General features: G+C 70.0%; 20 protein-coding genes. 6 read left to right on the plus strand and 14 right to left on the minus strand.

Annotation, left to right across the window (positions count from 1 at the left end; translation table 11 throughout):
- Nucleotides 1-140 precede the first annotated feature (140 nt).
- On the minus strand, nucleotides 141-464 hold the full coding sequence (locus IWH25_RS00960) for a hypothetical protein (protein WP_203387493.1): 324 nt from the start codon (nucleotides 462-464) through the stop codon (nucleotides 141-143).
- A gap of 68 nt (nucleotides 465-532) precedes the next feature.
- Here IWH25_RS00960 and IWH25_RS00965 point away from each other — a divergent pair, with 68 nt between their 5' ends.
- The 4 genes from IWH25_RS00965 to IWH25_RS00980 all read left to right on the plus strand — a co-directional run bounded on the left by IWH25_RS00965 (nucleotide 533) and on the right by IWH25_RS00980 (nucleotide 5,398).
- Nucleotides 533-1,693 (plus strand): UbiH/UbiF family hydroxylase, encoded by a 1,161-nt coding sequence (locus IWH25_RS00965; RefSeq protein WP_203387494.1) that lies wholly within the window; start codon nucleotides 533-535, stop codon nucleotides 1,691-1,693.
- A 24-nt stretch (nucleotides 1,694-1,717) separates the two neighbouring features.
- The gene (locus IWH25_RS00970) at nucleotides 1,718-2,425 is read left to right on the plus strand and encodes a DsbC family protein (RefSeq protein ID WP_203387495.1); all 708 of its coding nucleotides are present in this window, start codon (nucleotides 1,718-1,720) and stop codon (nucleotides 2,423-2,425) included.
- A gap of 249 nt (nucleotides 2,426-2,674) precedes the next feature.
- Nucleotides 2,675-4,750 carry a TonB-dependent receptor gene (locus tag IWH25_RS00975; protein ID WP_203387496.1) on the plus strand — a complete coding sequence of 692 codons (2,076 nt, stop codon included), beginning with the start codon at nucleotides 2,675-2,677 and terminating at the stop codon, nucleotides 4,748-4,750.
- A gap of 12 nt (nucleotides 4,751-4,762) precedes the next feature.
- Complete coding sequence (locus IWH25_RS00980) at nucleotides 4,763-5,398, plus strand: PepSY-associated TM helix domain-containing protein (protein WP_203387497.1); 636 nt, start codon at nucleotides 4,763-4,765, stop codon at nucleotides 5,396-5,398.
- Nucleotides 5,399-5,448: 50 nt separating this feature from the next.
- Here the strand turns inward: IWH25_RS00980 and IWH25_RS00985 are convergent, their stop codons facing one another.
- Both IWH25_RS00985 and IWH25_RS00990 read right to left on the minus strand, forming a co-directional pair.
- Nucleotides 5,449-5,874: a ProQ/FINO family protein gene (locus IWH25_RS00985; protein WP_203387498.1), complete on the minus strand. Its 426-nt coding sequence runs from the start codon at nucleotides 5,872-5,874 to the stop codon at nucleotides 5,449-5,451.
- Between the two features lie 118 nt (nucleotides 5,875-5,992).
- On the minus strand, nucleotides 5,993-6,289 hold the full coding sequence (locus tag IWH25_RS00990) for an RSP_7527 family protein (protein ID WP_203387499.1): 297 nt from the start codon (nucleotides 6,287-6,289) through the stop codon (nucleotides 5,993-5,995).
- Nucleotides 6,290-6,412: 123 nt separating this feature from the next.
- On the opposite strand from IWH25_RS00990, the gene IWH25_RS00995 reads away from it, so the two are divergent.
- Nucleotides 6,413-7,333, plus strand: coding sequence for a LysR family transcriptional regulator (locus IWH25_RS00995; RefSeq protein ID WP_203387500.1), 921 nt, complete (start codon nucleotides 6,413-6,415; stop codon nucleotides 7,331-7,333).
- Between the two features lie 9 nt (nucleotides 7,334-7,342).
- Here the strand turns inward: IWH25_RS00995 and IWH25_RS01000 are convergent, their stop codons facing one another.
- The 7 genes from IWH25_RS01000 to IWH25_RS01030 all read right to left on the minus strand — a co-directional run bounded on the left by IWH25_RS01000 (nucleotide 7,343) and on the right by IWH25_RS01030 (nucleotide 14,697).
- A complete protein-coding gene (locus IWH25_RS01000; protein ID WP_203387501.1) occupies nucleotides 7,343-9,766 on the minus strand; it encodes a Lon protease family protein in 2,424 nt (807 codons plus the stop codon).
- 42 nt (nucleotides 9,767-9,808) lie between these two features.
- The gene (locus IWH25_RS01005; RefSeq protein ID WP_203387502.1) at nucleotides 9,809-10,009 is read right to left on the minus strand and encodes a hypothetical protein; all 201 of its coding nucleotides are present in this window, start codon (nucleotides 10,007-10,009) and stop codon (nucleotides 9,809-9,811) included.
- Nucleotide 10,010: 1 nt separating this feature from the next.
- Nucleotides 10,011-10,301 carry a hypothetical protein gene (locus IWH25_RS01010; protein ID WP_203387503.1) on the minus strand — a complete coding sequence of 97 codons (291 nt, stop codon included), beginning with the start codon at nucleotides 10,299-10,301 and terminating at the stop codon, nucleotides 10,011-10,013.
- Between the two features lie 41 nt (nucleotides 10,302-10,342).
- Nucleotides 10,343-10,981, minus strand: coding sequence for a DUF1614 domain-containing protein (locus tag IWH25_RS01015; protein WP_203387504.1), 639 nt, complete (start codon nucleotides 10,979-10,981; stop codon nucleotides 10,343-10,345).
- A 31-nt stretch (nucleotides 10,982-11,012) separates the two neighbouring features.
- Entirely contained in the window at nucleotides 11,013-11,654 is a 642-nt protein-coding gene (locus IWH25_RS01020) for a dienelactone hydrolase family protein (protein WP_203387505.1), read from the minus strand.
- A gap of 158 nt (nucleotides 11,655-11,812) precedes the next feature.
- A complete protein-coding gene (locus tag IWH25_RS01025) occupies nucleotides 11,813-14,092 on the minus strand; it encodes a nitric-oxide reductase large subunit (RefSeq protein ID WP_203387506.1) in 2,280 nt (759 codons plus the stop codon).
- Between the two features lie 161 nt (nucleotides 14,093-14,253).
- Nucleotides 14,254-14,697, minus strand: coding sequence for an RrF2 family transcriptional regulator (locus tag IWH25_RS01030; protein ID WP_203387507.1), 444 nt, complete (start codon nucleotides 14,695-14,697; stop codon nucleotides 14,254-14,256).
- A gap of 197 nt (nucleotides 14,698-14,894) precedes the next feature.
- Here IWH25_RS01030 and IWH25_RS01035 point away from each other — a divergent pair, with 197 nt between their 5' ends.
- On the plus strand, nucleotides 14,895-15,785 hold the full coding sequence (locus IWH25_RS01035; protein WP_203387508.1) for a fructosamine kinase family protein: 891 nt from the start codon (nucleotides 14,895-14,897) through the stop codon (nucleotides 15,783-15,785).
- Between the two features lie 64 nt (nucleotides 15,786-15,849).
- On the opposite strand, the gene IWH25_RS01040 is transcribed toward IWH25_RS01035, so the two are convergent.
- From IWH25_RS01040 to mltA, 4 genes are all read right to left on the minus strand, one after another.
- On the minus strand, nucleotides 15,850-16,347 hold the full coding sequence (locus tag IWH25_RS01040; protein WP_203387509.1) for a GNAT family N-acetyltransferase: 498 nt from the start codon (nucleotides 16,345-16,347) through the stop codon (nucleotides 15,850-15,852).
- A complete protein-coding gene (locus tag IWH25_RS01045; RefSeq protein ID WP_203387510.1) occupies nucleotides 16,344-16,637 on the minus strand; it encodes a type II toxin-antitoxin system TacA family antitoxin in 294 nt (97 codons plus the stop codon). Before IWH25_RS01045 ends, IWH25_RS01040 begins: the two co-directional genes overlap by 4 nt.
- 340 nt (nucleotides 16,638-16,977) lie before the next feature.
- Nucleotides 16,978-18,180 carry an ammonium transporter gene (locus IWH25_RS01050; protein ID WP_203387511.1) on the minus strand — a complete coding sequence of 401 codons (1,203 nt, stop codon included), beginning with the start codon at nucleotides 18,178-18,180 and terminating at the stop codon, nucleotides 16,978-16,980.
- Nucleotides 18,181-18,355: 175 nt separating this feature from the next.
- Nucleotides 18,356-19,570 (minus strand): murein transglycosylase A, encoded by a 1,215-nt coding sequence (mltA, locus tag IWH25_RS01055; RefSeq protein ID WP_203387512.1) that lies wholly within the window; start codon nucleotides 19,568-19,570, stop codon nucleotides 18,356-18,358.
- Nucleotides 19,571-19,601: the final 31 nt, after the last annotated feature.

A 19,601-nucleotide genomic window follows, 5' to 3' on the forward strand; every position in this document is an offset into this window, starting at 1 on the left:
TTGGCGGTTCATTCCTTGCTCGGTGCCAGGCGGCGCTCTTGCCGGCGTTTGTTTTTACCTAACGAATTAATCGTGATACAAAATAAAAGGCAGGTCAAGCGATTTTTGTAACACTTTGACAAATTTCCGGGAGGAAGGTTTCAGCGCGCGGCGACGGCGGCGACCAGCCCGCGGCGGCCGCGCTTGGCGAGCTTGCCGAGGCGCCGCTCGGCGTCGGCGGGCGAGGCGCAGGACTGCTCGGGATAGGCGTTGCAGGCAGCCCAGCGGCCGTCGGCGAGCGGCACCGCGGCGACCGCGCGGCCGCCGTCGGCGGCGGCGAGGATGGCGCCGCCGGGCTGTCCCCAGGCGGCGACGACGAGGTCCATCGCCTCGTCGCGCGGCAGGTCGAGCGCGACCAGCGCGTCGAGCGCGGACTCGTGCTCGGAGCGGACGACGGCGGGGAAATAGCGGAGGGAAGCTTCCACGCCCCGGGTTTTACTTGTAAAACGGCGCCGGCACAAGGCAAAATCCCCTCTCCCGTTTCTCGCCCACCATGCACTTCGACCTGATCATCGTCGGCGGCGGACTGGCCGGCCTGTCGCTGGCCTGCGCCCTGCGCGACACCTCCCTGCGCATCGCCCTTCTCGAACAGCGCCCGCCGCGGCGACCGGAAGGCTGGGACGCGCGCGTCTATGCGATCAGCCCGGCGAACCGCAGCTTCCTCGACGGCATCGGCGTCTGGAAACACCTCGACGCCACGCGCATCGCGTCGATCAGCGCGATGCAGGTCTACGGCGACGCCGGCGCGCGGCTTGACTTCTCGGCCTACGAGACCGGCGTCGGCGAACTCGGCTTCATCCTCGAATCCTCGCTGATGGCCTGCGAGCTGTGGGAGAACGTCAAGCGCCAGGGCAACGTCACCCTCTTCTGCCCCGGCTCGCCGCAGCGCGTCGAGATGCGCGAGGACGCGGCGCTGCTCGGGCTGGCCGACGGCCGCACGCTCTCGGCGCGCCTGCTGGTCGCCGCCGACGGCCGCGACTCCTGGCTGCGCCGCGCCTGCGGGCTGGACGCCTTCGACACGCACTACAACGAGCAGGGCGTCGTCGCCAACTTCGCCTGCGAGCGGCCGCACCGCGGCATCGCCTATCAATGGTTCCGCGACGACGGCGTGCTCGCGTACCTACCGCTGCCCGAGAAGCGCATCTCGATCGTCTGGTCGGCGCCGGACGAGCTCGCCGACGAACTGGTCGCGCTGCCGCCCGACGAACTGTGCACCCGCGTCGCCGCCGCCGGCGGCCACGCGCTCGGGGCGCTGTCGCCGCTGACGCCGGCCGTCGCCTTCCCGCTGCGGCTGATGCACGTGCCGCAGGTGGTGGCGCCGCGGCTGGCACTGGTCGGCGATGCCGCGCACGGCATCCACCCCCTCTCGGGGCACGGCATCAACCTCGGCTACCAGGACGCGCGCGCGCTCGCCGAGACGCTCGCCGCCTGCCAGCCCTGGCACGACATCGGCAGCCTGCGCGTGCTCGAGCGCTACCAGCGCGCGCGCAAGGAGGAAGTGCTGCTGCTGCAGACCGGCACCGACGCGCTGCGCCGGCTGTTCAAGGCCGAGCTGCCGGGACTGAAGCCGCTGCGCAACCTCGGAATGAACCTGACCAACGCTTTGCCGCTCCTAAAGAACATGCTCGCCCGCTACGCGCTGGGCGGCTTTTGACCGACCACCCCACTGGAGAACTGCATGCTGAAGAAACTGCTGCCGGCCCTGCTCGGCGCCACGCTGGCAATCGCCGCCGTCGCCGACGAAGCCTCGGTGAAAAGGAATTTCGAGGCGAAGTTCGGCGCCAAGGCGGACAGCGTCACCAAGTCCGGCTACCTCGGGCTCTACGAGATCTACGCCGACGGCCAGATCCTCTACGGCGACGAGAAGGGCACGGCCTTCATCCTCGGCCCGCTGATCGACGGCAAGACGATGCGCAACGTGACGCAGGAACGGATGAACAAGCTGACCGCGATCAAGTGGAACGACCTGCCACTCGAGCGCGCGGTGAAGCAGGTGCGCGGCGACGGCAAGCGCGTGCTGGCCTCGTTCGAGGACCCCAACTGCGGCTACTGCAAGCGGCTGGCGAAGGAACTGCTGAAGCTCGACAACGTCACCATCTACACCTTCCTCTACCCGATCCTGTCGCAGGATTCGGTCGACAAGTCGAAGGCGATCTGGTGCGCGGCCGACCGCGCCAAGGCGTGGAACGACTGGATGGTCGATGGCAAGGCGCCGACCGGCAAGACCGATTGCGACACGACGGCGATCACCAAGAACCAGGACTTCGGGCGCAAGCTGAACATCAACGGCACGCCGACGCTGTTCTTCGTCGACGGCGAGCGCATCCCGGGGGCGGTGCCGCTCGCAAAGATCGAGGAGAAGCTGGCGCAGACCGCCGGCAAGTGAGCGGCCATCGGCCCGCACGGACGGCGCCTGCGGGCGCCGTTTTCGTTGGCGCAGCGGCCGTCCCCCGATTGACGGCACCGGGCCGCCTCACTACAATGCGCGGCGAATGATAAGCATTCCCATTTGTGCACAACCCGGCGAGCCCATCGCCTAGTCTGCGCCGCGGAACGCCTGTCGCGCCAGCCACGGTTCTCCGACCCAGCCAGCCTCGCCCCGCGGCCCCGCCGCACCCTGCCCCCTGGAGAAAACATGACACCACGACGCATCGCCGTCGCCGTGGCGGCGGCCTTCGTTTCGGCTGCCGCCGGCGCCGAAGAAACCACCCTGGCCCCGGTCGAAGTGCGCGCCGACGCCGACCCCGCCGCCCCTGCCTTCCGCGTACCGAGCGTGCGTAGCGCGACGAAGACCGACAGCGCGCCGCTCGACGTGCCGCAGACGATCAACGTCGTCGAGCAGACCCTGATCCGCGAGCAGCGCGTGGTGCGCATGGCCGACGCGCTGCGCAACGTGCCCGGCGTCTTCGCCGGCGCCAGCGAAGGCCGCCGCGACCAGTTCACGATCCGCGGCTTCTCCGCCGAGCTCGACACCTACGTCGACGGCGTGCGCGACACCGCCGGCTTCCGCGACTTCTCGAACATCGACCGCGTCGAGGTGCTGAAGGGTCCGGCGGCGATGCTGTTCGGCCGCGGCTCGGCCGGCGGCATCATCAACCGCGTGACCAAGAAGCCGACCGCCGAGACCCGGCGCGAAATCCAGACCTCGGTCGGCAGCGACGACTTCGGCCGCGTCGAATGGGACCTCGGCGGCGCGCTGGCGGCCGGCGCCAACTACCGCCTGACCGGCGCCTACGAGAAGGACGGCCAGTTCCGCGACCGCATCGACCACGAACTGTCGACGCTCGCCGGCAGCGTCGAATTCAAGGTCGCGCCGGCGACCAGCCTGCTCGCGCAGTTCGAGTGGCAGCACCACGAGCGCACGCCGGACCGCGGCATTCCCGCGGTGAACGGCAAGCCGGCGAAGGTGTCGGTGCGCAACTTCTACGGCGAGAAATTCGACTTCAGCGAGCGCGACACCGCCAACGCCGGGCTGACGCTGGAGCACGCCTTCTCCGCCGACACGCAGCTGAAGGCGACGCTGCGCGCCAACACGATGGAGCTCGACGCGATCAACACCCGCAACATCGGGCTGGCCGCCAACAACACGCAGGTCCGCCGGCAGACGCTGCGCTTCCCGAAGGAGAAGGACTTCGTCTTCGCCCAGGCCGACCTGACGCACAAGCTGCGCCTGGGCGGCGTCGAACACCTGCTGCTCGCCGGCGTCGAGCACGGCTGGCAGAAGGGGCGGCTGCAAGTGTGGCGGACGACGGCGCCGAACATCAGCCTGTACGACCCGCAATACACCGCGCCGGAGCCCGCGTTCACCGCCGCCAACAAGACCTACGACACGCGCTTCACGGCGGTCACCGACGCCGTCTACGTGCAGGACCAGATCAGCTTCTCGCCGCAATGGAAGGCGGTCGCCGGCCTGCGCTACGACGTCTTCGACCAGGCGCAGAAGGCCGGCCTGCTCAACGGCGTGAGGAGCGGCCCGCTCGAGCGCACCGACCGCAAGTGGAGCCCGCGCGCCGGGGTGATCTACCAGCCGAACGCGGCGACCAGCTGGTACGTGTCCGGCGCCCGCTCGTTCCAGCCGAAGGCCGAGGACCTGCTGTTCGGCTCGGCCGCCGACGTCAACCTGAAGCCGACGCAATCGACGCAGTACGAGGTCGGCAACAAGAACGAATTTTTCGGCGGCCGGCTGGCCGTCAATGCCGCCATCTATCGCATCGCGATGACCGACATCGCGACGCCGGACCCGAACAACCCGGGACAGACGCTGCAGGTCGGCGAGCAGGTGCATGAAGGGATCGAGCTCGACGCCACCGGCGAGCTGGGCGGCGGCTGGCGCCTCTACGGCGGCGTCACCCGCCTCGACCCGCGCACCACCAAGTCGAACGATGCCGCCGCACCGGTCGGCAACCGGCCGGCCAACGTGCCGACCAAGGCCGCTAACCTGTGGCTGAGCAAGGACTTCGCCGCGCACTGGCGTGCCGGCGTCGGCGCCTACTACGTCGGCGACCGCTACGCGTTCTCCGACAACACCGCGCGCCTGCCGTCCTACACGCGCATCGACGCGGCGCTCACCTACACGCTGCAGAAGGTCGAGCTGGCGCTCAACCTGCGCAACCTGACCGACCGCGTCTATTACGAGTCGGCCACCAACAACTTCCAGATCGCCCCGGGCACGCCGCGCAGCGTCATGCTGACCGCCCGCCTCGGCTTCTGATCGTCGGCCGCGATGCGCGCGAAGCAGCCGCCCCCGCCCCGCGCCAACCCGCGCAAGTGGCTGCGCCGCCTGCACGCGTGGTGCGGGATGGCGCTGGCCGGGATGGTGCTGCTCTTCGCGCTGACCGGATTCCTGCTCAACCACCGCGCGCAGATGAAGATTCCGGCGCTCGACAAGCAGGAGGTAGCGCACGTGCTGCCGCTCGCGGAGCGGCCAGCCGACCCGGCGGCGCTGGCGGCGCTGGTGGCGGCGCCGCTCGGCGTCGACGCCGGCAGCTTCAAGGTGCGCATCGAACCCGGGCGCAGCGTGGAGTGGGACGGGCGGCCGCTGCGCCAGCCGGCGCGCTGGACGCTGACCGCGGACACGCCGTCGCAGTCGGTCCGGGTCGACTACTGGGCGGGCGGCGCCCAGGCCGAGGCGCGCCTGACGCGGCCGAACCTGTGGCTGTACCTGGCGCGGCTGCATATGGCGATCGGCACCGGCACGGCGTGGATCCTGTTCTCCGACACCGTCGCGCTGGGCCTCGGCGCGCTGGCGCTGTCCGGCTTCTGGATGTGGGGGCGGCTGCACGGCTCGCCGCGCCGGCTGGCGACGCTGGCCACCGGCGGGGCGGCGCTGGCCGGGCTGCTCGCCTGGCTGGCCGGGTGAACGCGGGCAGAACGGACGACGGACGGCGCCCGAGGGCGCCGTCCGCATTTTCAGCGCTTGGCGAACTTGGCGGCGAGCTGGTTGAGCTTTTCCGCGCGGCGCTGCGCCGCTTCCTCGGCCTTTTCCGCCTCCACCTTGGCGCGACGCTGCTCGGCCTCCTTGCGGAAGCGGTCCTTCAGCGTCTCGGCGGCATGCGCGCGGTGCTCGTCGAGCACCTCGGCGACGGCGTTGCCGGCGAGGTCGAAGCGCTGCGTCGCCTTCTCCATCGCCTTCAGGTAGCGCACCGACGCGGTGTGGTTGCGCAGCGCCAGGCGCAGCACCTTGCGGTCGAGGTCGGGGCTGGCGGCGAGCAGCTGCTTGTCCACGCCGATCGCCAGCGGGCGGCACTCGCGGAAGACGGCGTATTGTTCCTGCAGGTCCTTGAGCAGGGCGCGCGCCGACTGCATCGGCGAGGGAGTGGACGGCGGGGTAGTCATTGCTGCGGCGGCGGGGAGTTTTGAAAAGGCGACAAGCCTATCACGATCCCCGGCGGCGGGGCAGCGGCCGCCGCGCGCCGGCCCCGGCGCAGCGGCCGGGACGGCGTCCGGCGCAGGCTCAGACGTGGTGATGGACTTCCGGGTTCCAGGCGAAGAGGCGGCGGGCGATGCGGTTGGCGCGCACCGCGAGCGTCGCCCGCGGCTTGGCGGCCGGCGCGGCGCCGGCCTGCGGATTCCACGAGAACAGCGGACGGATCGCTTCGGCCAGCGCGATGACCGCGCTGAAGCCGGTCGCCGCCAGCAGGCGTCCGAGGACGCACAGACGCTCGGCGAAGAGGCCGTTCAGGCGGCGGATCTCCTCGGCACGCAGTTCGCGGGCACGGCGTTCGATGGCGGCGATATCGTAGGGGGACATGATCAACTCCTTGGCGTCTGTCGCAGTGCAACATTGCACAAGACGAACTCTAATTACGTCGCCACAGACAAACAATCCGGATCATTGGAAAAACATTTGTGAATTTTCGTCCATAATAACGGCATGGACCGTGCCGCCGAAATGAACGCCTTCGTCACCGCCGTCGAGCACGGCGGCTTTTCCGCCGCCGCGCGCGAACTCGGGCTGAGCCCGTCGGCGTTGTCCAAGCTGGTCAGCCGGCTGGAGGACCGCCTCGACGTGCGCCTGCTGCACCGGACGACACGCCGGCTGCAGCTGACCCCGGAGGGCGACGTCTTCTTCCGCCGCGCGCAGCGCATCCTCGCCGCGATCGACGAGGCCGAGGCCGAGGTCACCGAAGCCAACGCCAGCCCGCGCGGCCTGCTGCGGCTGCACTGCGGCTCGGCCTTCGGCATGCACCAGCTGACGCCGGCGATCCCGCGCTTCCTCGAACGCTACCCGGACATCCGTGTGGACATGACGATCAGCGACCAGCCGCCGGCGGCGATGGAGGAAGGCATCGACCTGGCGGTGCGCATCGGCCCGCTCGACGAGTCGTCGATGGTGGCGCGGCGCATCTGCAACCTGCAGCGGGTGATCTGCGCCGCCCCGGCCTACCTGAAGCGGCACGGCACGCCGCGCACGCCGGACGACCTGCAGGTGCACAACTGCCTGTGGATCACCAGCCTGCCGGCATTGCGCCGCTGGCCGTTCGACACCGACGAGGGGATCCGCGTCGTGAACGTCGGCGGCAACGTCGTCGCCAACACCGCCGAGACCGTGCTGCAACTCGCCGTCGCCGGCCTCGGCATCATCCGCCTGACCGACGTCATCGTCGGCGACGCGATCCGCCGCGGCGAACTGGTGCCGATCCTCGCCGACTGGCATCACGCCGAGCCGGTGCCGCTGTTCGCCACCTACCCGAGCGGCCGCCACCTGTCGCCGAAGGTGCGGGCGATGGTCGATTTCCTGGTCGAGGAATTCGGCAGCGCGCCGTGGCGGATGCGCCCGGACGCGCCGCGCTGAGCGCCGGCGTCAGCGCCGGGGAGCCTTCTTCCGCCCGCCGCCGCCGAACTCCTTGCGCAGCGACGACAGCTGCGCCAGCCGCGCCGCCACCCGGCCGTTCACGCTGCCGTCCGGGAAGACGCCGGCGGCGTCGGGCGCTCCCGCGGCGACGCCGGTGAGCAGCTCGACCGCCTGGTCGACGTGGGCCACCGCGTAGATCGCGAAGCGCCCCTCGGCGCAGGCGGCGACGACGTCGTCGCGCAGCATCAGGTGCTTGACGTTGTCGGCCGGGATCAGCACCGCCTGCGCGCCGGAAAGCCCGCGCGCACGGCAGACGTCGAAGAAACCCTCGATCTTCTCGTTGACGCCGCCCACCGCCTGCACGCGACCGTGCTGGTTCACCGAGCCGGTGACCGCCAGCGACTGGCGGAGCGGCACGCCGGACAGCGCCGACAGCAGCGCGCACAGCTCGGCGAGCGAGGCACTGTCGCCCTCGACCGGACCGTAGGACTGCTCGAAGACCAGGCTTGCCGACAGCGACAGCGGCTGCTCGGCGGCGTAGCGCGCGCCGAGGAAGGCGGCGAGGATCATCACCCCCTTCGAGTGGATCGCGCCGCCGAGCTCCGCCTCGCGCTCGATGTCGACGACGCCGCCGTCGCCGATGCGCGCCGTCGCGGTGATGCGCACCGGATGCGCGAAGCGGAAGTCGCCGAGGTCGATCACCGCGAGGCCATTGACCTGCGCCGGATGGACGCCGTCGACGGCGATCAGCAGCGTGCCGCGCGCGATCTGCTCGTACAGCGTGCCGCGCAGGCGGTCGGCGCGTGCGACCTGCCCCGCCAGCGCCGCCTCGACGTCGCCGCGCTCGACCGTCGCATGGCCGGCGACGCCGGCGAGATGATCGGCCTCGGCGAGCAGGCCGGCGAGGCGGCGGCGGTCGGTCGACAGCTTGTCGGCGTCGCCGGCCAGCCGCGCACCGTGCTCGACGACACGCGCCACCGCCGCCGCGGCGAACGGCCGCAGCCCGCCGGCACGAGCCAGCGCGGCGACGAAGCGGGCGTAGCCGCGGACGCCGTCGTCGTCGCGCGGCAGTTCGTTCTCGAAATCGGCGGCGATCTTGAACAGGTCGTCGAACTCCGGATCGAACTGCTTCAGCAGGTAGTACAGGCGGCGCTCGCCGATCAGCACCACCTTCACCGACAGCGGCATCGGCTCCGGATCGATCGGCAGCGTGCTGCCGAAGCCGTACACCTGGGCGAGCGACTCGATGCGCACCTGCGCCGAGCGCAGCGCGCGCTTCAGCCCCTCCCAGGCGTAGGGCTGCGCCAGCACGCGCAGCGCGTCGAGCACGAGGTAGCCGCCGTTGGCGCGCTGCAGCGCGCCGGCCCGGATGAAGGTGAAATCGGTGACGAGCATGCCCATGTGCGCGACGTGATCGACGCGACCGACGAGGTTGGGGAAGATCGGATTGTCCTCGACCACCACCGGCGCGCCGCGCCCCTCGCCGCGGTCGACGAGCAGGTTGACCTGGTAGCGCGCGACTGAAATGCTGCCGCCCAGCGCCAGCTCGCCCGGCTCGCCGTCCGCTTTCGGATGCTCGCGCAGCTCCTCGCCGACCTCGACCACGTCGGCCATCACCTCGTCGAGGAAGGCGAGCACCGCCGGCAGGTCACCGTAGCGCTCCTTCAGCTCCTCGATCAGGTGGCCGACCGCCAGCCACATCGTCGCCCGGCTCGCTTCGCGCAAGCGCTCCTGCATGCCGCGCCGCCAGCGCGGGAGCTGGCGCATCAAGCGCGACAGGCGTTCGCCAAACTCGGCGATCCGCTTGCCGATACGCGCCTTCTCCTCGTCCGGCAGCTGCTCGAACTCGTCCGGCGCCATCGCCTCGTCGCCCTTGATCGGCGCGAAGACGAAGCCGTTCGGCGTACGCAGCAGCGCGACCCCCTGCTCGCGCGCGGCATGACCGATCTCGTTGAGCGCCGTCGCCTCGCGCTCCTTCAGCTCGTCGCGGATCGCCTCGATGCGCGTGCGGTACTCGTCGGTCTCGAAGCCGGCGGCGATCGCCTGCGGCAGCTCCGAGACGAACTGCTGCATGTCGCGCCGCAGCTGGCTGCCGCGCCCCGCCGGCAGCTGCAGCAGGCGCGGCGTGCTCGGCGACTTGAAGTTGTTCACGTAGCACCAGTCGACCGGCACCGGCTCGCCGGCCGCCTGTTCCTCGAGCAGCCGGCGCACCAGCGGATGGCGGCCGCTGCCGGCATTGCCGAGCACGAACAGGTTGTAGCCGGGCTGCCGCATGCCGATGCCGAAGCGCAGCGCCTCGGTCGCGCGCGCCTGGCCGACGCACGCGTCGCCGTCGGCGACCTCGGCGGTGCTGGCGAAGCCGAGTGTCGCGGCGTCGCAGCGGCGGCACAGCGCGGCCGCCGGCAAGGGCCGGAATTCTTGTCGTTCGCTCATCGCCCCCCCCTTCTTCGGCCGCTCCCGCCGTGGCGAGCCGCCTCAGGATGCTCGCTGCGGCCTTCTCGCCGCAGCCGTGCAGGCGGCCATCGGCGAGCCGAGCGCCACCTCGTCGCCACGGCCCGCGCTCAGCGGCAAGGCATGGCGGCCGGCGCGGATGCGGAACGCATCGCCGGCCTTGCGCGCGGGCCGCTCGGCAAGCGCGTTGCAGACCGCAGCGTCCGTGGCGCGCGCGGCCGCCATCTCAATGTTGTTCGAGCCGCGGCACGCCGTCCTCGGCCGGCTCGCCGGTTTCCGGGTCGATCCAGTCGGCGATGCCGATCTCGTCCTCGGCCTCGGCGAGGGTCTCGTCGGATTCGAGGTCGGCGTCGGCAGTGGCCTCGCTGTCCTGCATGTCGCGCATCGCCTCGACCAGGCTCGGGAAGGGGCCGAACTCCTCGCCGCCCGCCAGGGCCTGCCAGTAGAAGCCATCCGGCCGTTCGAAGACGCGCGCGCCGTCGTAGTTGGCCGTCGTTTCGGGAATTTGCTGCGCCATACTGACCTCCTTGTGCGTTGCTCTCGTTCTCGGCTTCCCCCTCAGGCGATCAGCACGGCGAGGATGCCGGTGATGAAAATGCCGTCGAAGCTGCCGGCGCCGCCGATCGACACGCGCGGTTCGCCCAAGCCTCGCAGCTCCTTGAGTCGCATCAGGTCGGCACCGATCAACACGCCCAGGGTACCTCCAATATAGGCCAGGACGGCGCGATTCTCCGGATCGAGCAGCGCGCCGGCGAAGGCCGCGGCGATCGGCACGACCAGCACCGGCGTGACGACGCCGACGCCGGGCAGCAGCGCGCTCACCGAATACGAGAACATCGTCATCAGCGCGACCGCGAACGCGACCTGGGCGGGGGGCACCGGGCTGAGCGCGAACAGATAGGCGGAGAAGGCCACCGGCACCACGCAACCGCCGACATTGACGGCGACCACGGTGCGCTCGGCGGGGCGATGCTCGCGCCCGTCGTCGTCGACGAACGGCGGCGCCCCGGGATCGCCGGCGAGTGCGAACAGCGGCAGGTCGACCAGGCTGCCGAGCAGCGACACGGCCAGCAGCAGGCCGGCGCGCTGCGGCGACAGGCCGAGCTTGTCGAAGGCGATGCTGAGCGCGCCGAGCTGCACGACGGCGAGCAGCACCAGGACGAGGGCGAAGATCAGCAGCAGGCGCAGCGGCGGCATCGCGTGTCTCCGTCGGCGACGCCGCGCGCCCTCAGGCGAAGCAGCGGACGAACCAGTCGGCGGCGTGGCGGGCGGCGGCGGCGAGCGTTCCCGGTTCCTCGAACAGGTGCGTGGCCCCCGGCACGACGACCAGGCGCTTGTCGCAGGCGAGCAGCGCCAGCGCCTGGCGGTTGAGGTCGAGCACCGTCTCGTCGTCGCCGCCGACGATCAGCAGCGTCGGGCTGGCGACGGCGGCCAGCGCCTCGGCGCCGGCGAGGTCGGGGCGGCCGCCGCGCGAGACCACCGCCGCCACCGGCGGCCGGCGGCGGGCGGCGGCCTGCAGCGCGGCGGCGGCGCCGGTGCTGGCGCCGAAGTAGCCGAGCGCCAGTCCCGCCGTGTCGCTGCGCCCGGCCAGCCAGTCGGAAGCGAGCAGCAGGCGCTCGGTGAGCAGCGCGATGTCGAAGCGCGCCGCGTAGTCAACATCCTCGTCCGGCGTCAGCAGGTCGAAGAGCAGCGTCGCGATGCGTTCGCCGTGCAGGATCTCGGCGACGAACACGTTGCGCGGCGACAGCCGGCTGCTGCCGCTGCCATGCGCGAAGACCACCAGCCCGCGCGCGGCGGGCGGCAGCGCCAGCGTTCCCGGCAGGCGGGCGCCGGCTGCGGGGATCGAAACCTCGGTGCAAGGTGCAGACATAAGCCACCTCCCTTTCGCCGGCCGCGCGGGCGATGGCTGCCGGCAGCCGACGCTTTCATTCTAGTCGGCTCGCCGCCGGCGCACGAAAAAAAGCCCGGCGGGGAGCCGGGCCAAGGGGTTCGCGCTCGTCGCGCGGGGGAGGGTTCGCTTCGTGTCGTCTAGCCGCGGGCGGCGGCGGTGCCGAGGCGGCCGGCCGGCGCCGGCGCGGCGCCGCGGCCGAGCAGGCGGCAGGCGAATAGCGCGAGGAAGCCGGTGCCGGCGGCGAAGACGACGTCGCCGGGGACGCGCAGCCAGACGAACAGCTCCATCAGGTAGGAATGCACGAACTCCGGGGAGCGCGCGTACCAGACGCCGTGCGCGATGCTGGCGACGGCCTGGGCGATGCCGGCGGGGACCAGCGACATGAACACCATCATCGCCAGGCCGAGGTTCACCGACCAGAACATCCACGCCAGCAGCGTGTCGGACCAGGCGTTGCGGGCGAACAGGCCGCGCAGGCAGAACAGCATCAGGCCGATGCCGAGCATGCCGTACACCCCGAACAGCGCGGCGTGGCCGTGGGCGGCGGTCATGTTCATGCCCTGCATGTAGTAGAGCGCGATCGGCGTGTTGATCGAGAAGCCGAGGAGCCCCGCGCCGACGACGTTCCAGAAGCCGACGGCGATGAAGCAGAGGATCGGCCACTTGTACGCGGCCACCCATTCGGCGGCCTGCGAGCGTTGGTAGTTCTTGAACGCCTCGACGCCGATCATCGCCAGCGGCACCACTTCGAGCGCCGAGAACATCGCGCCGATGGCGATCACCGAGGTCGGCGTGCCGGTGAAGTACAGGTGGTGCAGCGTGCCGAGGATGCCGCCGAACAGGAAGACGATGGTCTCGAGCACGATCGCGCTGTTCGCGGCGGCCGCGCGGATCAGGCCGAGGCGGGTGAACAGCAGCGCGATGACGGCGGTGGCGAAGACTTCGAAGAAGCCCTCGACCCACAGGTGCACCAGCCACCAGCGCCAGTACTCGATCAGCGCGTAGTGCGTCTGCCGGCCCCAGGTCAGCGAGGTCGCGTAGAAGCCGCCGATGCACATCGCGGAGAGGAAGACCATCGCGATCAGGCCGCGGCTCTCGGAAGGCTTCTTCAGCGCCGGCCACAGGCCGCGGCCGAGCAGCGTCACCCAGAGCAAGAGGCCGACGAAGAGCAGGATCTGCCAGACCCGGCCCATGCTGGTGAATTCGAGGCCCTGGTTGCCGATCCAGAACGCGAACTCGTTGCCCGGGTTCTGCAGGCTGCCGATCCAGCCGGTCGCGGTGGAGCCGGCGACGATGAAGAGCAGCGCGTAGAACAGCAGGTTCACGCCGAGCTTCTGGTACTTCGGCTCATGCCCGGAGATCGCCGGCGCGATGTAGAGGCCGGTCGCCAGCCAGGCGGTGGCGATCCACAGCACCGCGAACTGCGTGTGGATCGTGCGGCTCACCGTGAACGGCAGGATCTGGCCGATCGGAATGCCGAACAGGCTGGTGCCCTCGACCGCGTAGTGCGCGGTGAGGATGCCCATGCCGACCTGCGCCAGGATCAGCGCGATGACCACGAAGAAGTACTTCTTCGTCGCCAGCATCGACGGCGTCGGCTTCAGCCCGAGCAGCGGATCGGCCTTCGGCGGCACCGGGTCGTCCTCTTCCTTGTGGCGCGAGTGGAAGAAGAGCATGCCGGCGATCGCGGCTATCATCAGGATCACGCTGGCGATCGACCAGATGCCGGTGGACGCGGTCGGCGTGTTGCCGACCAGCGGCTCGTGCGGCCAGTTGCTGGTGTAGGAGAGGCCGGCCTCGCCCGGACGGTCGGTGGTCGCCGACCAGGCGCTCCAGAAGAAGAAGGCGGCGAGCGCCTCGCGATCCTCGGCGAGCTTCAGCGTGCCGGGCAGCATCGCGTACTGCTCGCGCAGCGCGGCGAGCGAGGCCTCGTCGCCGAACAGGTCGGCGTAGTGCCGCGCGACCTGCTGCACCGCCGCGGCGCGCTCGGCCGACAGCGTGATCGTGCCGCTTTGCGCGTCGTAGGTGTTGCGCCGCATCTCGATCTTCAGCGCCGCGTCAAGCGACGCCTGCGCGCCCGCGTCGAGCTCGGCGTAGGCCTTGCCGTGGTCGCGCAGCGCCCACTGCTCGCGCAGCGCCAGCGCCTCGCGGTGCAGCCAGTCGGCCGACCAGTCCGGCGCCAGGTAGGAGCCGTGGCCCCAGACCGAGCCGAGCTGCTGGCCGCCGGCGGCGAGCCAGGCTTCCTGGCCGCGCTGGACGGCGCCGTCGGCGAAGAGGGTGTGGCCCTTGCTGCTGACCACCTGTTTCGGAATCGGCGGCGCACTGACGTAGATCTCGGTGCCGACCCAGCCGAGGGCGGCGAACGAGAGTACGCAAATGACGGCCAGCCAGGTCCATAGCTTGCGCGTGGCGTGCATGGCGAATGTCCTTTCTGCAGGTTGATAGGGGTTGGGAAAGCGGTGACCGGCGCGATCACGACGCGGCCGTTAAGATGCATAGTATTTGAATCTTTTTAAAGATGCAACAACTTTGCCTCTTATGCGGCGAATTGCCGCAGCGGCGGCGGTCGTTCAGAAAGTCAGGAAGACGCCTGCGGGCGCAGGAACTTGAGAATGCTGCGCTCGCTCTTGCCGAGCAGGTCGGCGAGCGTGACGCCGTCGAGGACGGCGAGGAAGGCGGCGAGCGCCTTGGACAGCGCGACCTTGAGCTTGCACGAGGGGTCGAGGATGCACTGGCAGCCGGAGCCGAAGCACTCGACCAGCTCCATGCCGCGCTCCATCCGCCGCACCACGTCGCCGACGCCGATCTCCGCCGGCGCGCGCGCCAGGCGCAGGCCGCCGCCCTTGCCGCGCACGCCCTCGACGAAGCCGGCGCGGATCAGCTGGTTCACCACCTTCATCAGGTGGTTGCGCGAGACGTCGAAGCGCTCGGAGATCTCCTGGATGGTGACCAGGCGGTCGGTATTGGTGCCGAGGTAGATCAGCGCGCGCAGCGCGTAGTCGGTGTGCTGGGTGATGTGCATGGACGGTCCGGTTCACGGCGACGGTGGGCGGAACATGAGGCGGATTGTCGCACGGACCGCCCGGCGCCGAGAACCGCAGCGCCCTCCTCCCCTGTCGAGGGGAAGCCGGGAGGGGGGCGGCGCCAAGGCGGCGCCGACGCCCCCGACCTCCGGGCACACGCCTTGACGCCCGCCGCCGCATCGGCGACGCTGCCCCGATGCCGCCTTCATCCGTGCAGCCGCCCGAGCTTGCCGCCGCGATCGCCGCCGCCGTCGTCGCCGCGGACGGCGGCCGCTTCGCCGTGCGCGACGCGCGACCGGTCGGCGGCGGCTGCATCAGCCGCAACCTGTGCGTCGCCGACGGCGGCCGGCGCTACTTCGTGAAGCTCGATCGCGATGCCGGCGAACGCTTCGCGGCGGAAGCCGACGGTCTCGCCGCGCTCGCCCGCTGCGATGCGCTGCTCGTGCCGCGCGTCGTCGCGCAGGGCAACGCCGCCGGCGCCGACTTCCTCGTCCTCGACTGGCTGGAGCTCACCCCGGACGGCGACGACGCTGCGCTCGGCGAGGCGCTCGCCGCGCTGCACGCGATCGCCTGCCCGCGCTTCGGCTGGGGGCGCGACAACTTCATCGGCGCCACGCCGCAGCCGAACGGCTGGCACGACGACTGGCCGGCCTTCTTCGCCGACCGTCGGCTGCGCCCGCAGCTCGCGCTCGCCGCGCGCAACGGCGCGCCGCAACTGGCGGCGCAGGCCGCGCCGCTGCTCGCGCGGCTGCCGCAGCTGCTCGGCCACGCCCCGCAGCCGGCGCTGGTGCACGGCGACCTGTGGCGCGGCAACGCCGGCTTCGCGCACGGCCGCCCGGCGCTGTTCGACCCCGCCGTCTACGCCGGCGACGGCGAAACCGACCTGGCGATGGCCGCGCTCTTCGGCGGCTTCTCGCCGCGCTTCTTCGCCGCCTACCGCGCCCGGCATCCGGCGCCGCCGGGGCATGACACGCGGCAGCGCCTCTATCAGCTCTACCACGTGCTCAACCACTTCAACCTGTTCGGCGGCGGCTACGCGCGGCAAGCGGATGTCCTGATGGCGAATCTCATCGCAGCCGGCGATTGAGGCGCTCAATGCAAGAAGGCCCGACCATCTGGTCGGGCCTTCGCAGCAAGCCGCTTGGATTTCGCTATGCCACCCAGCGTCTTGCGTCTTTGAGAAGCAGCAGCAATTGCCGTTCGCGCAGTGGCGAAGCGATGAACCCGAAACGGGTGTAGAAGCTCGACGCTTCCTCGTTGATGGGGTGGGTCAGCATTGCCCGTATGCCGGCCTGCTCAGCGATGAGAAGCGTGCGGCGGATCGCATCCTGAAGCATGCCAAAGCCAACGCCGCGCCCCTGATCAGGAGTGGACACCGCCAGGCGAGCCAGGATGACCACTGGCACCGGGTACTGCCCCATCCCCTTGCTGATGCGCTCAGGAACTTCCAGCATATCGATCTGGCCAACGGTCAGGCTGAAGTAGCCGGCCACGCGATCATCGTCGGCAACTACAAATGTCTTGGCCGAGCCACTGGCTTGGGCTTGGCGGGCATGGCGCAACAACCAGTCGTTCAGGGTAGGCTGGCCGCAGTCGAAGCTTTCTAGTCTGTGCTGAGCCCCCAGGGGCTCCGGCCCGCGCAGGCTCACTTGGCATCCCAGGGTGCTTTGCGGGAGAAAAGATCACGTAAGCCCTCGTTGGTCTGCTCAGGGCGCTCCAGCAACTCCATCAGCGTCTGATATTGGCTGCCGGAAACCATGAACAGACGCTGATCCAGCAAGGTCCGCTCGGCGGCCAGGCAAGCACTGTCCAGGATGAATTCGGTCAGGGATTTGTGCGCTACTTCGGCAGCACGGCGCAGCACGGCTTCCTGTTCGGGTGTGGCGCGTAGCCCCAAACGCGCGGACCGGGCAGCGGGTGAAGACGCAATGGCAGCCATGGCGGCACCTCATTTGTTAGATCAATAGTCGCAATGTTAGTACGAATGACGCACAAAATCCAACTTCCAATTTCAACCACGTTTTGCACGAAACGGAAAATTTTCCTGTTCGCCATGCTGACGATCTGGCGATGGCGGCGCTCTTCGGCGGCTTCTCGCCGCGCTTCTTCGCCGCCGATCCAAGGAGCATTCGACGTGTGCTGGGAATAATAGGGGACGCACCCAATTAGAAGGAACAGCTCCCAGAAAAAAGCGAAGCCCGGCATCCCGGGCTTCGCTGCATTACCGTCCGACGGATCTTATTCCCATCCGACAGACTCTATTGCTTCCTATCGGCGCATCACCAGTTCGGCTCGCGCTCCGGCGTCGCCGTGATCTTGTGGATGCTGAGGTCGGCGCCCTCGTATTCCTCTTCCTGGTCGAGGCGCAGGCCCATCGTCACTTTGAGCATGCCATACACCGCGCCGCCGCCGACCAGCGCGATGCCGATCGCCATCGCCGTCATGATCAGTTGCGGCATGAAGGCGATGCCGCCGAGGCCGCCCAGTGCCTTGCTGCCGAAGATGCCGGCGGCGATGCCGCCCCAGGCGCCGCACAGGCCGTGCAGCGGCCAGACGCCGAGCACGTCGTCGATCTTCCAGCGGTTCTGCGTCAGCGTGAACATGACGACGAACAGCGCGCCGGCGACGCCGCCGACGACCAGCGCGCCCATCGGGTGCATCAGGTCGGAGCCGGCGCAGACGGCGACCAGGCCGGCGAGCGGGCCGTTATGGACGAAGCCGGGGTCGTTCCTGCCGAGCACCAGCGCGACCAGCGTGCCGCCAACCATCGCCATCAGCGAGTTGAGCGCGACCAGGCCGGAGATCTTGTCGAGCGTCTGCGCGCTCATCACGTTGAAGCCGAACCAGCCGACGGTGAGGATCCAGGCGCCGAGCGCGAGGAAGGGGATCGACGACGGCGGGTGCGCCGAGATTTCGCCGCTCTTGCGGTAGCGGCCGTGGCGCGCGCCGAGCAGCAGCACCGCCGGCAGCGCGATCCAGCCGCCCATCGCGTGCACGACGACGGAGCCGGCGAAGTCGTGGAATTCCTCGCCGAAGCTGGCCTTCAGCCAGGCCTGGATGCCGAAGGCCTGGTTCCACGCGATGCCTTCGAAGAAGGGGTAGACGAAGCCGACGATGAGGAAGGTCGCGGCCAGCTGCGGGTTGAATTTCGCGCGCTCGGCGATGCCGCCGGAGATGATCGCCGGGATCGCCGCAGCGAAGGTGAGCAGGAAGAAGAACTTGGTCAGCTCGAAACCGTTCTTCGCGACCAGCGTCTCGGCGCCGGCGAAGAAGTTGACGCCGTAGGCGATGCCGTAGCCGATGAAGAAGTAGGCGATGGTCGAGACGCCGAAGTCGGTGAGGATCTTCACCAGTGCGTTGACCTGGTTCTTCTTGCGCACGGTGCCGACCTCGAGGAAGGCGAAGCCGGCGTGCATGGCCAGCACCATGATGGCGCCGAGCAGGATGAACAGGGTGTCGTTGGCAGTCTTGAGCGCGTCCATGGCTCCTCCGGAAAAAACGGTCGGAGCCTTTTAGCAATAATCCTGCCAAAGACTTGAGCACCAAAAATCAACGGCTTGCGCCCATCATGGGGCGCCGATCGCACCATCGTCGTGCGCATTCGCAGCAAAGAGCACCACTGCGGTGCGCATCGGCACCATGAACGGGCGCCGCGCCTTACTTCGGTGCAGCCCCCGGCGGCAGCAGCACCCACATGCGCCCGCTCTGCTTCATCCTGCCGGCCTGCGCGCCGGCCTCGGCACCGAAGCCCCAGAAGAAGTCGGCGCGGACGACGCCCTTGATCGCGCCGCCGGTGTCCTGCGCCATCACCAGCCGGCGCAGCGGCTCGTCGGAATTCGGCCGCGTCGTCGCCAGGAAAACCGGCGCGCCGAGCGGGATGTGGCGCGGGTCGACGGCGATCGTGCGCTCGGCCACCAGCGGCACGCCGAGCGCGCCGGGCGGGCCGTCGTCGGGGCCGAACTTCGCCGGCAGCTCGCGGAAGAAAACGTAGCTCGGGTTGGTGTTGAGCAGCTCATCGAGCTTCTGCGGGTTGGCGCGCGCCCAGGCCTGGATGCCCTGCATCGACGCCTCGCCCGGCTGCAGGTCGCCGCGCTCGAGCAGCACGCGGCCGATCGACTGGTAGGGATGGCCGTTCTGGTCGGCATAGCCGACGCGGATCATCTCGCCCGACGGCAGGCGCACGCGGCCGGAGCCCTGGATCTGCAGGAAGAAGGCCTCGACCGCGTCCTCGACCCACAGCAGCACCGGCGCCGACTGTTCACGCTCGACGATCTCGGCGCGCGACCAGTACGGCACGACCTTGTTGCCGACCAGGCGGCCGCGCAGGCGCTTGCCCTTCAGTTCGGGCAGCACGTCGGCGAGCTCGATCGTCAGCAGGTCCCTGGGCACCGCGTGCAGCGGGTAGCGGGCGACGTTGCTGCGCTTGCGCGCGCCGGCGAGCAGCGGCTCGTAGTAGCCGGTGACCAGGCCTTCGCTGGTGCCTTCCGGGTTGGTCGCGGCGAACGGCAGGAACTCCTTCTCGAAGAAGCGGCGGACGGCGCCGGCGTCGTTCGCATCGACCGCCCTCGCCGCCTCGCAGGCCGGCTGCCACAGCGGCCACTGCGGCTTGCCGGCGAGCCCGCGGCAGCTCTGCTGGAAGGCCGGCCAGGCGGCGCGCAGGTCGTCCTCCTGCCAGCCGGCGATGTCTTCCCAGCGCGCCGGCTGCAGCGGCTTGGCGGCCGGCGGCGCCGGTTCGGCGCCGGGGCATTTCGGGCAGGGGGCGCAGGCGGGACAGGGCGCCGCCGCCGTCGGGGCAGCCGGTTGCGGCGCGCGCGGCGCGGCGCAGGCGGCCAGCAGGAGCAGCGCGAGCGCCGCCGGTTGGAATTTCTTCATCCGATTCGCTACAGTGCGGGGTTCTTCGAAG

Source organism: Azospira restricta (assembly GCF_016858125.1).
In the GTDB taxonomy this organism is placed as follows: domain Bacteria; phylum Pseudomonadota; class Gammaproteobacteria; order Burkholderiales; family Rhodocyclaceae; genus Proximibacter; species Proximibacter restrictus.

Bases quoted from the DNA above. Each gene is read 5' to 3' on its own strand.
- IWH25_RS00965 (WP_203387494.1), top strand. From the start codon at position 533: ATGCACTTCGACCTGATCATCGTCGGCGGCGGACTGGCCGGCCTGTCG.
- IWH25_RS00970 (WP_203387495.1), top strand. From the start codon at position 1,718: ATGCTGAAGAAACTGCTGCCGGCCCTGCTCGGCGCCACGCTGGCAATC.
- IWH25_RS00975 (WP_203387496.1), top strand. From the start codon at position 2,675: ATGACACCACGACGCATCGCCGTCGCCGTGGCGGCGGCCTTCGTTTCG.
- IWH25_RS00980 (WP_203387497.1), top strand. From the start codon at position 4,763: ATGCGCGCGAAGCAGCCGCCCCCGCCCCGCGCCAACCCGCGCAAGTGG.
- IWH25_RS00985 (WP_203387498.1), bottom strand. From the start codon at position 5,874: ATGACTACCCCGCCGTCCACTCCCTCGCCGATGCAGTCGGCGCGCGCC.
- IWH25_RS00990 (WP_203387499.1), bottom strand. From the start codon at position 6,289: ATGTCCCCCTACGATATCGCCGCCATCGAACGCCGTGCCCGCGAACTG.
- IWH25_RS00995 (WP_203387500.1), top strand. From the start codon at position 6,413: ATGGACCGTGCCGCCGAAATGAACGCCTTCGTCACCGCCGTCGAGCAC.
- IWH25_RS01000 (WP_203387501.1), bottom strand. From the start codon at position 9,766: ATGAGCGAACGACAAGAATTCCGGCCCTTGCCGGCGGCCGCGCTGTGC.
- IWH25_RS01005 (WP_203387502.1), bottom strand. From the start codon at position 10,009: ATGGCGGCCGCGCGCGCCACGGACGCTGCGGTCTGCAACGCGCTTGCC.
- IWH25_RS01010 (WP_203387503.1), bottom strand. From the start codon at position 10,301: ATGGCGCAGCAAATTCCCGAAACGACGGCCAACTACGACGGCGCGCGC.
- IWH25_RS01015 (WP_203387504.1), bottom strand. From the start codon at position 10,981: ATGCCGCCGCTGCGCCTGCTGCTGATCTTCGCCCTCGTCCTGGTGCTG.
- IWH25_RS01020 (WP_203387505.1), bottom strand. From the start codon at position 11,654: ATGTCTGCACCTTGCACCGAGGTTTCGATCCCCGCAGCCGGCGCCCGC.
- IWH25_RS01025 (WP_203387506.1), bottom strand. From the start codon at position 14,092: ATGCACGCCACGCGCAAGCTATGGACCTGGCTGGCCGTCATTTGCGTA.
- IWH25_RS01030 (WP_203387507.1), bottom strand. From the start codon at position 14,697: ATGCACATCACCCAGCACACCGACTACGCGCTGCGCGCGCTGATCTAC.
- IWH25_RS01035 (WP_203387508.1), top strand. From the start codon at position 14,895: ATGCCGCCTTCATCCGTGCAGCCGCCCGAGCTTGCCGCCGCGATCGCC.
- IWH25_RS01045 (WP_203387510.1), bottom strand. From the start codon at position 16,637: ATGGCTGCCATTGCGTCTTCACCCGCTGCCCGGTCCGCGCGTTTGGGG.
- IWH25_RS01050 (WP_203387511.1), bottom strand. From the start codon at position 18,180: ATGGACGCGCTCAAGACTGCCAACGACACCCTGTTCATCCTGCTCGGC.
- mltA (WP_203387512.1), bottom strand. From the start codon at position 19,570: ATGAAGAAATTCCAACCGGCGGCGCTCGCGCTGCTCCTGCTGGCCGCC.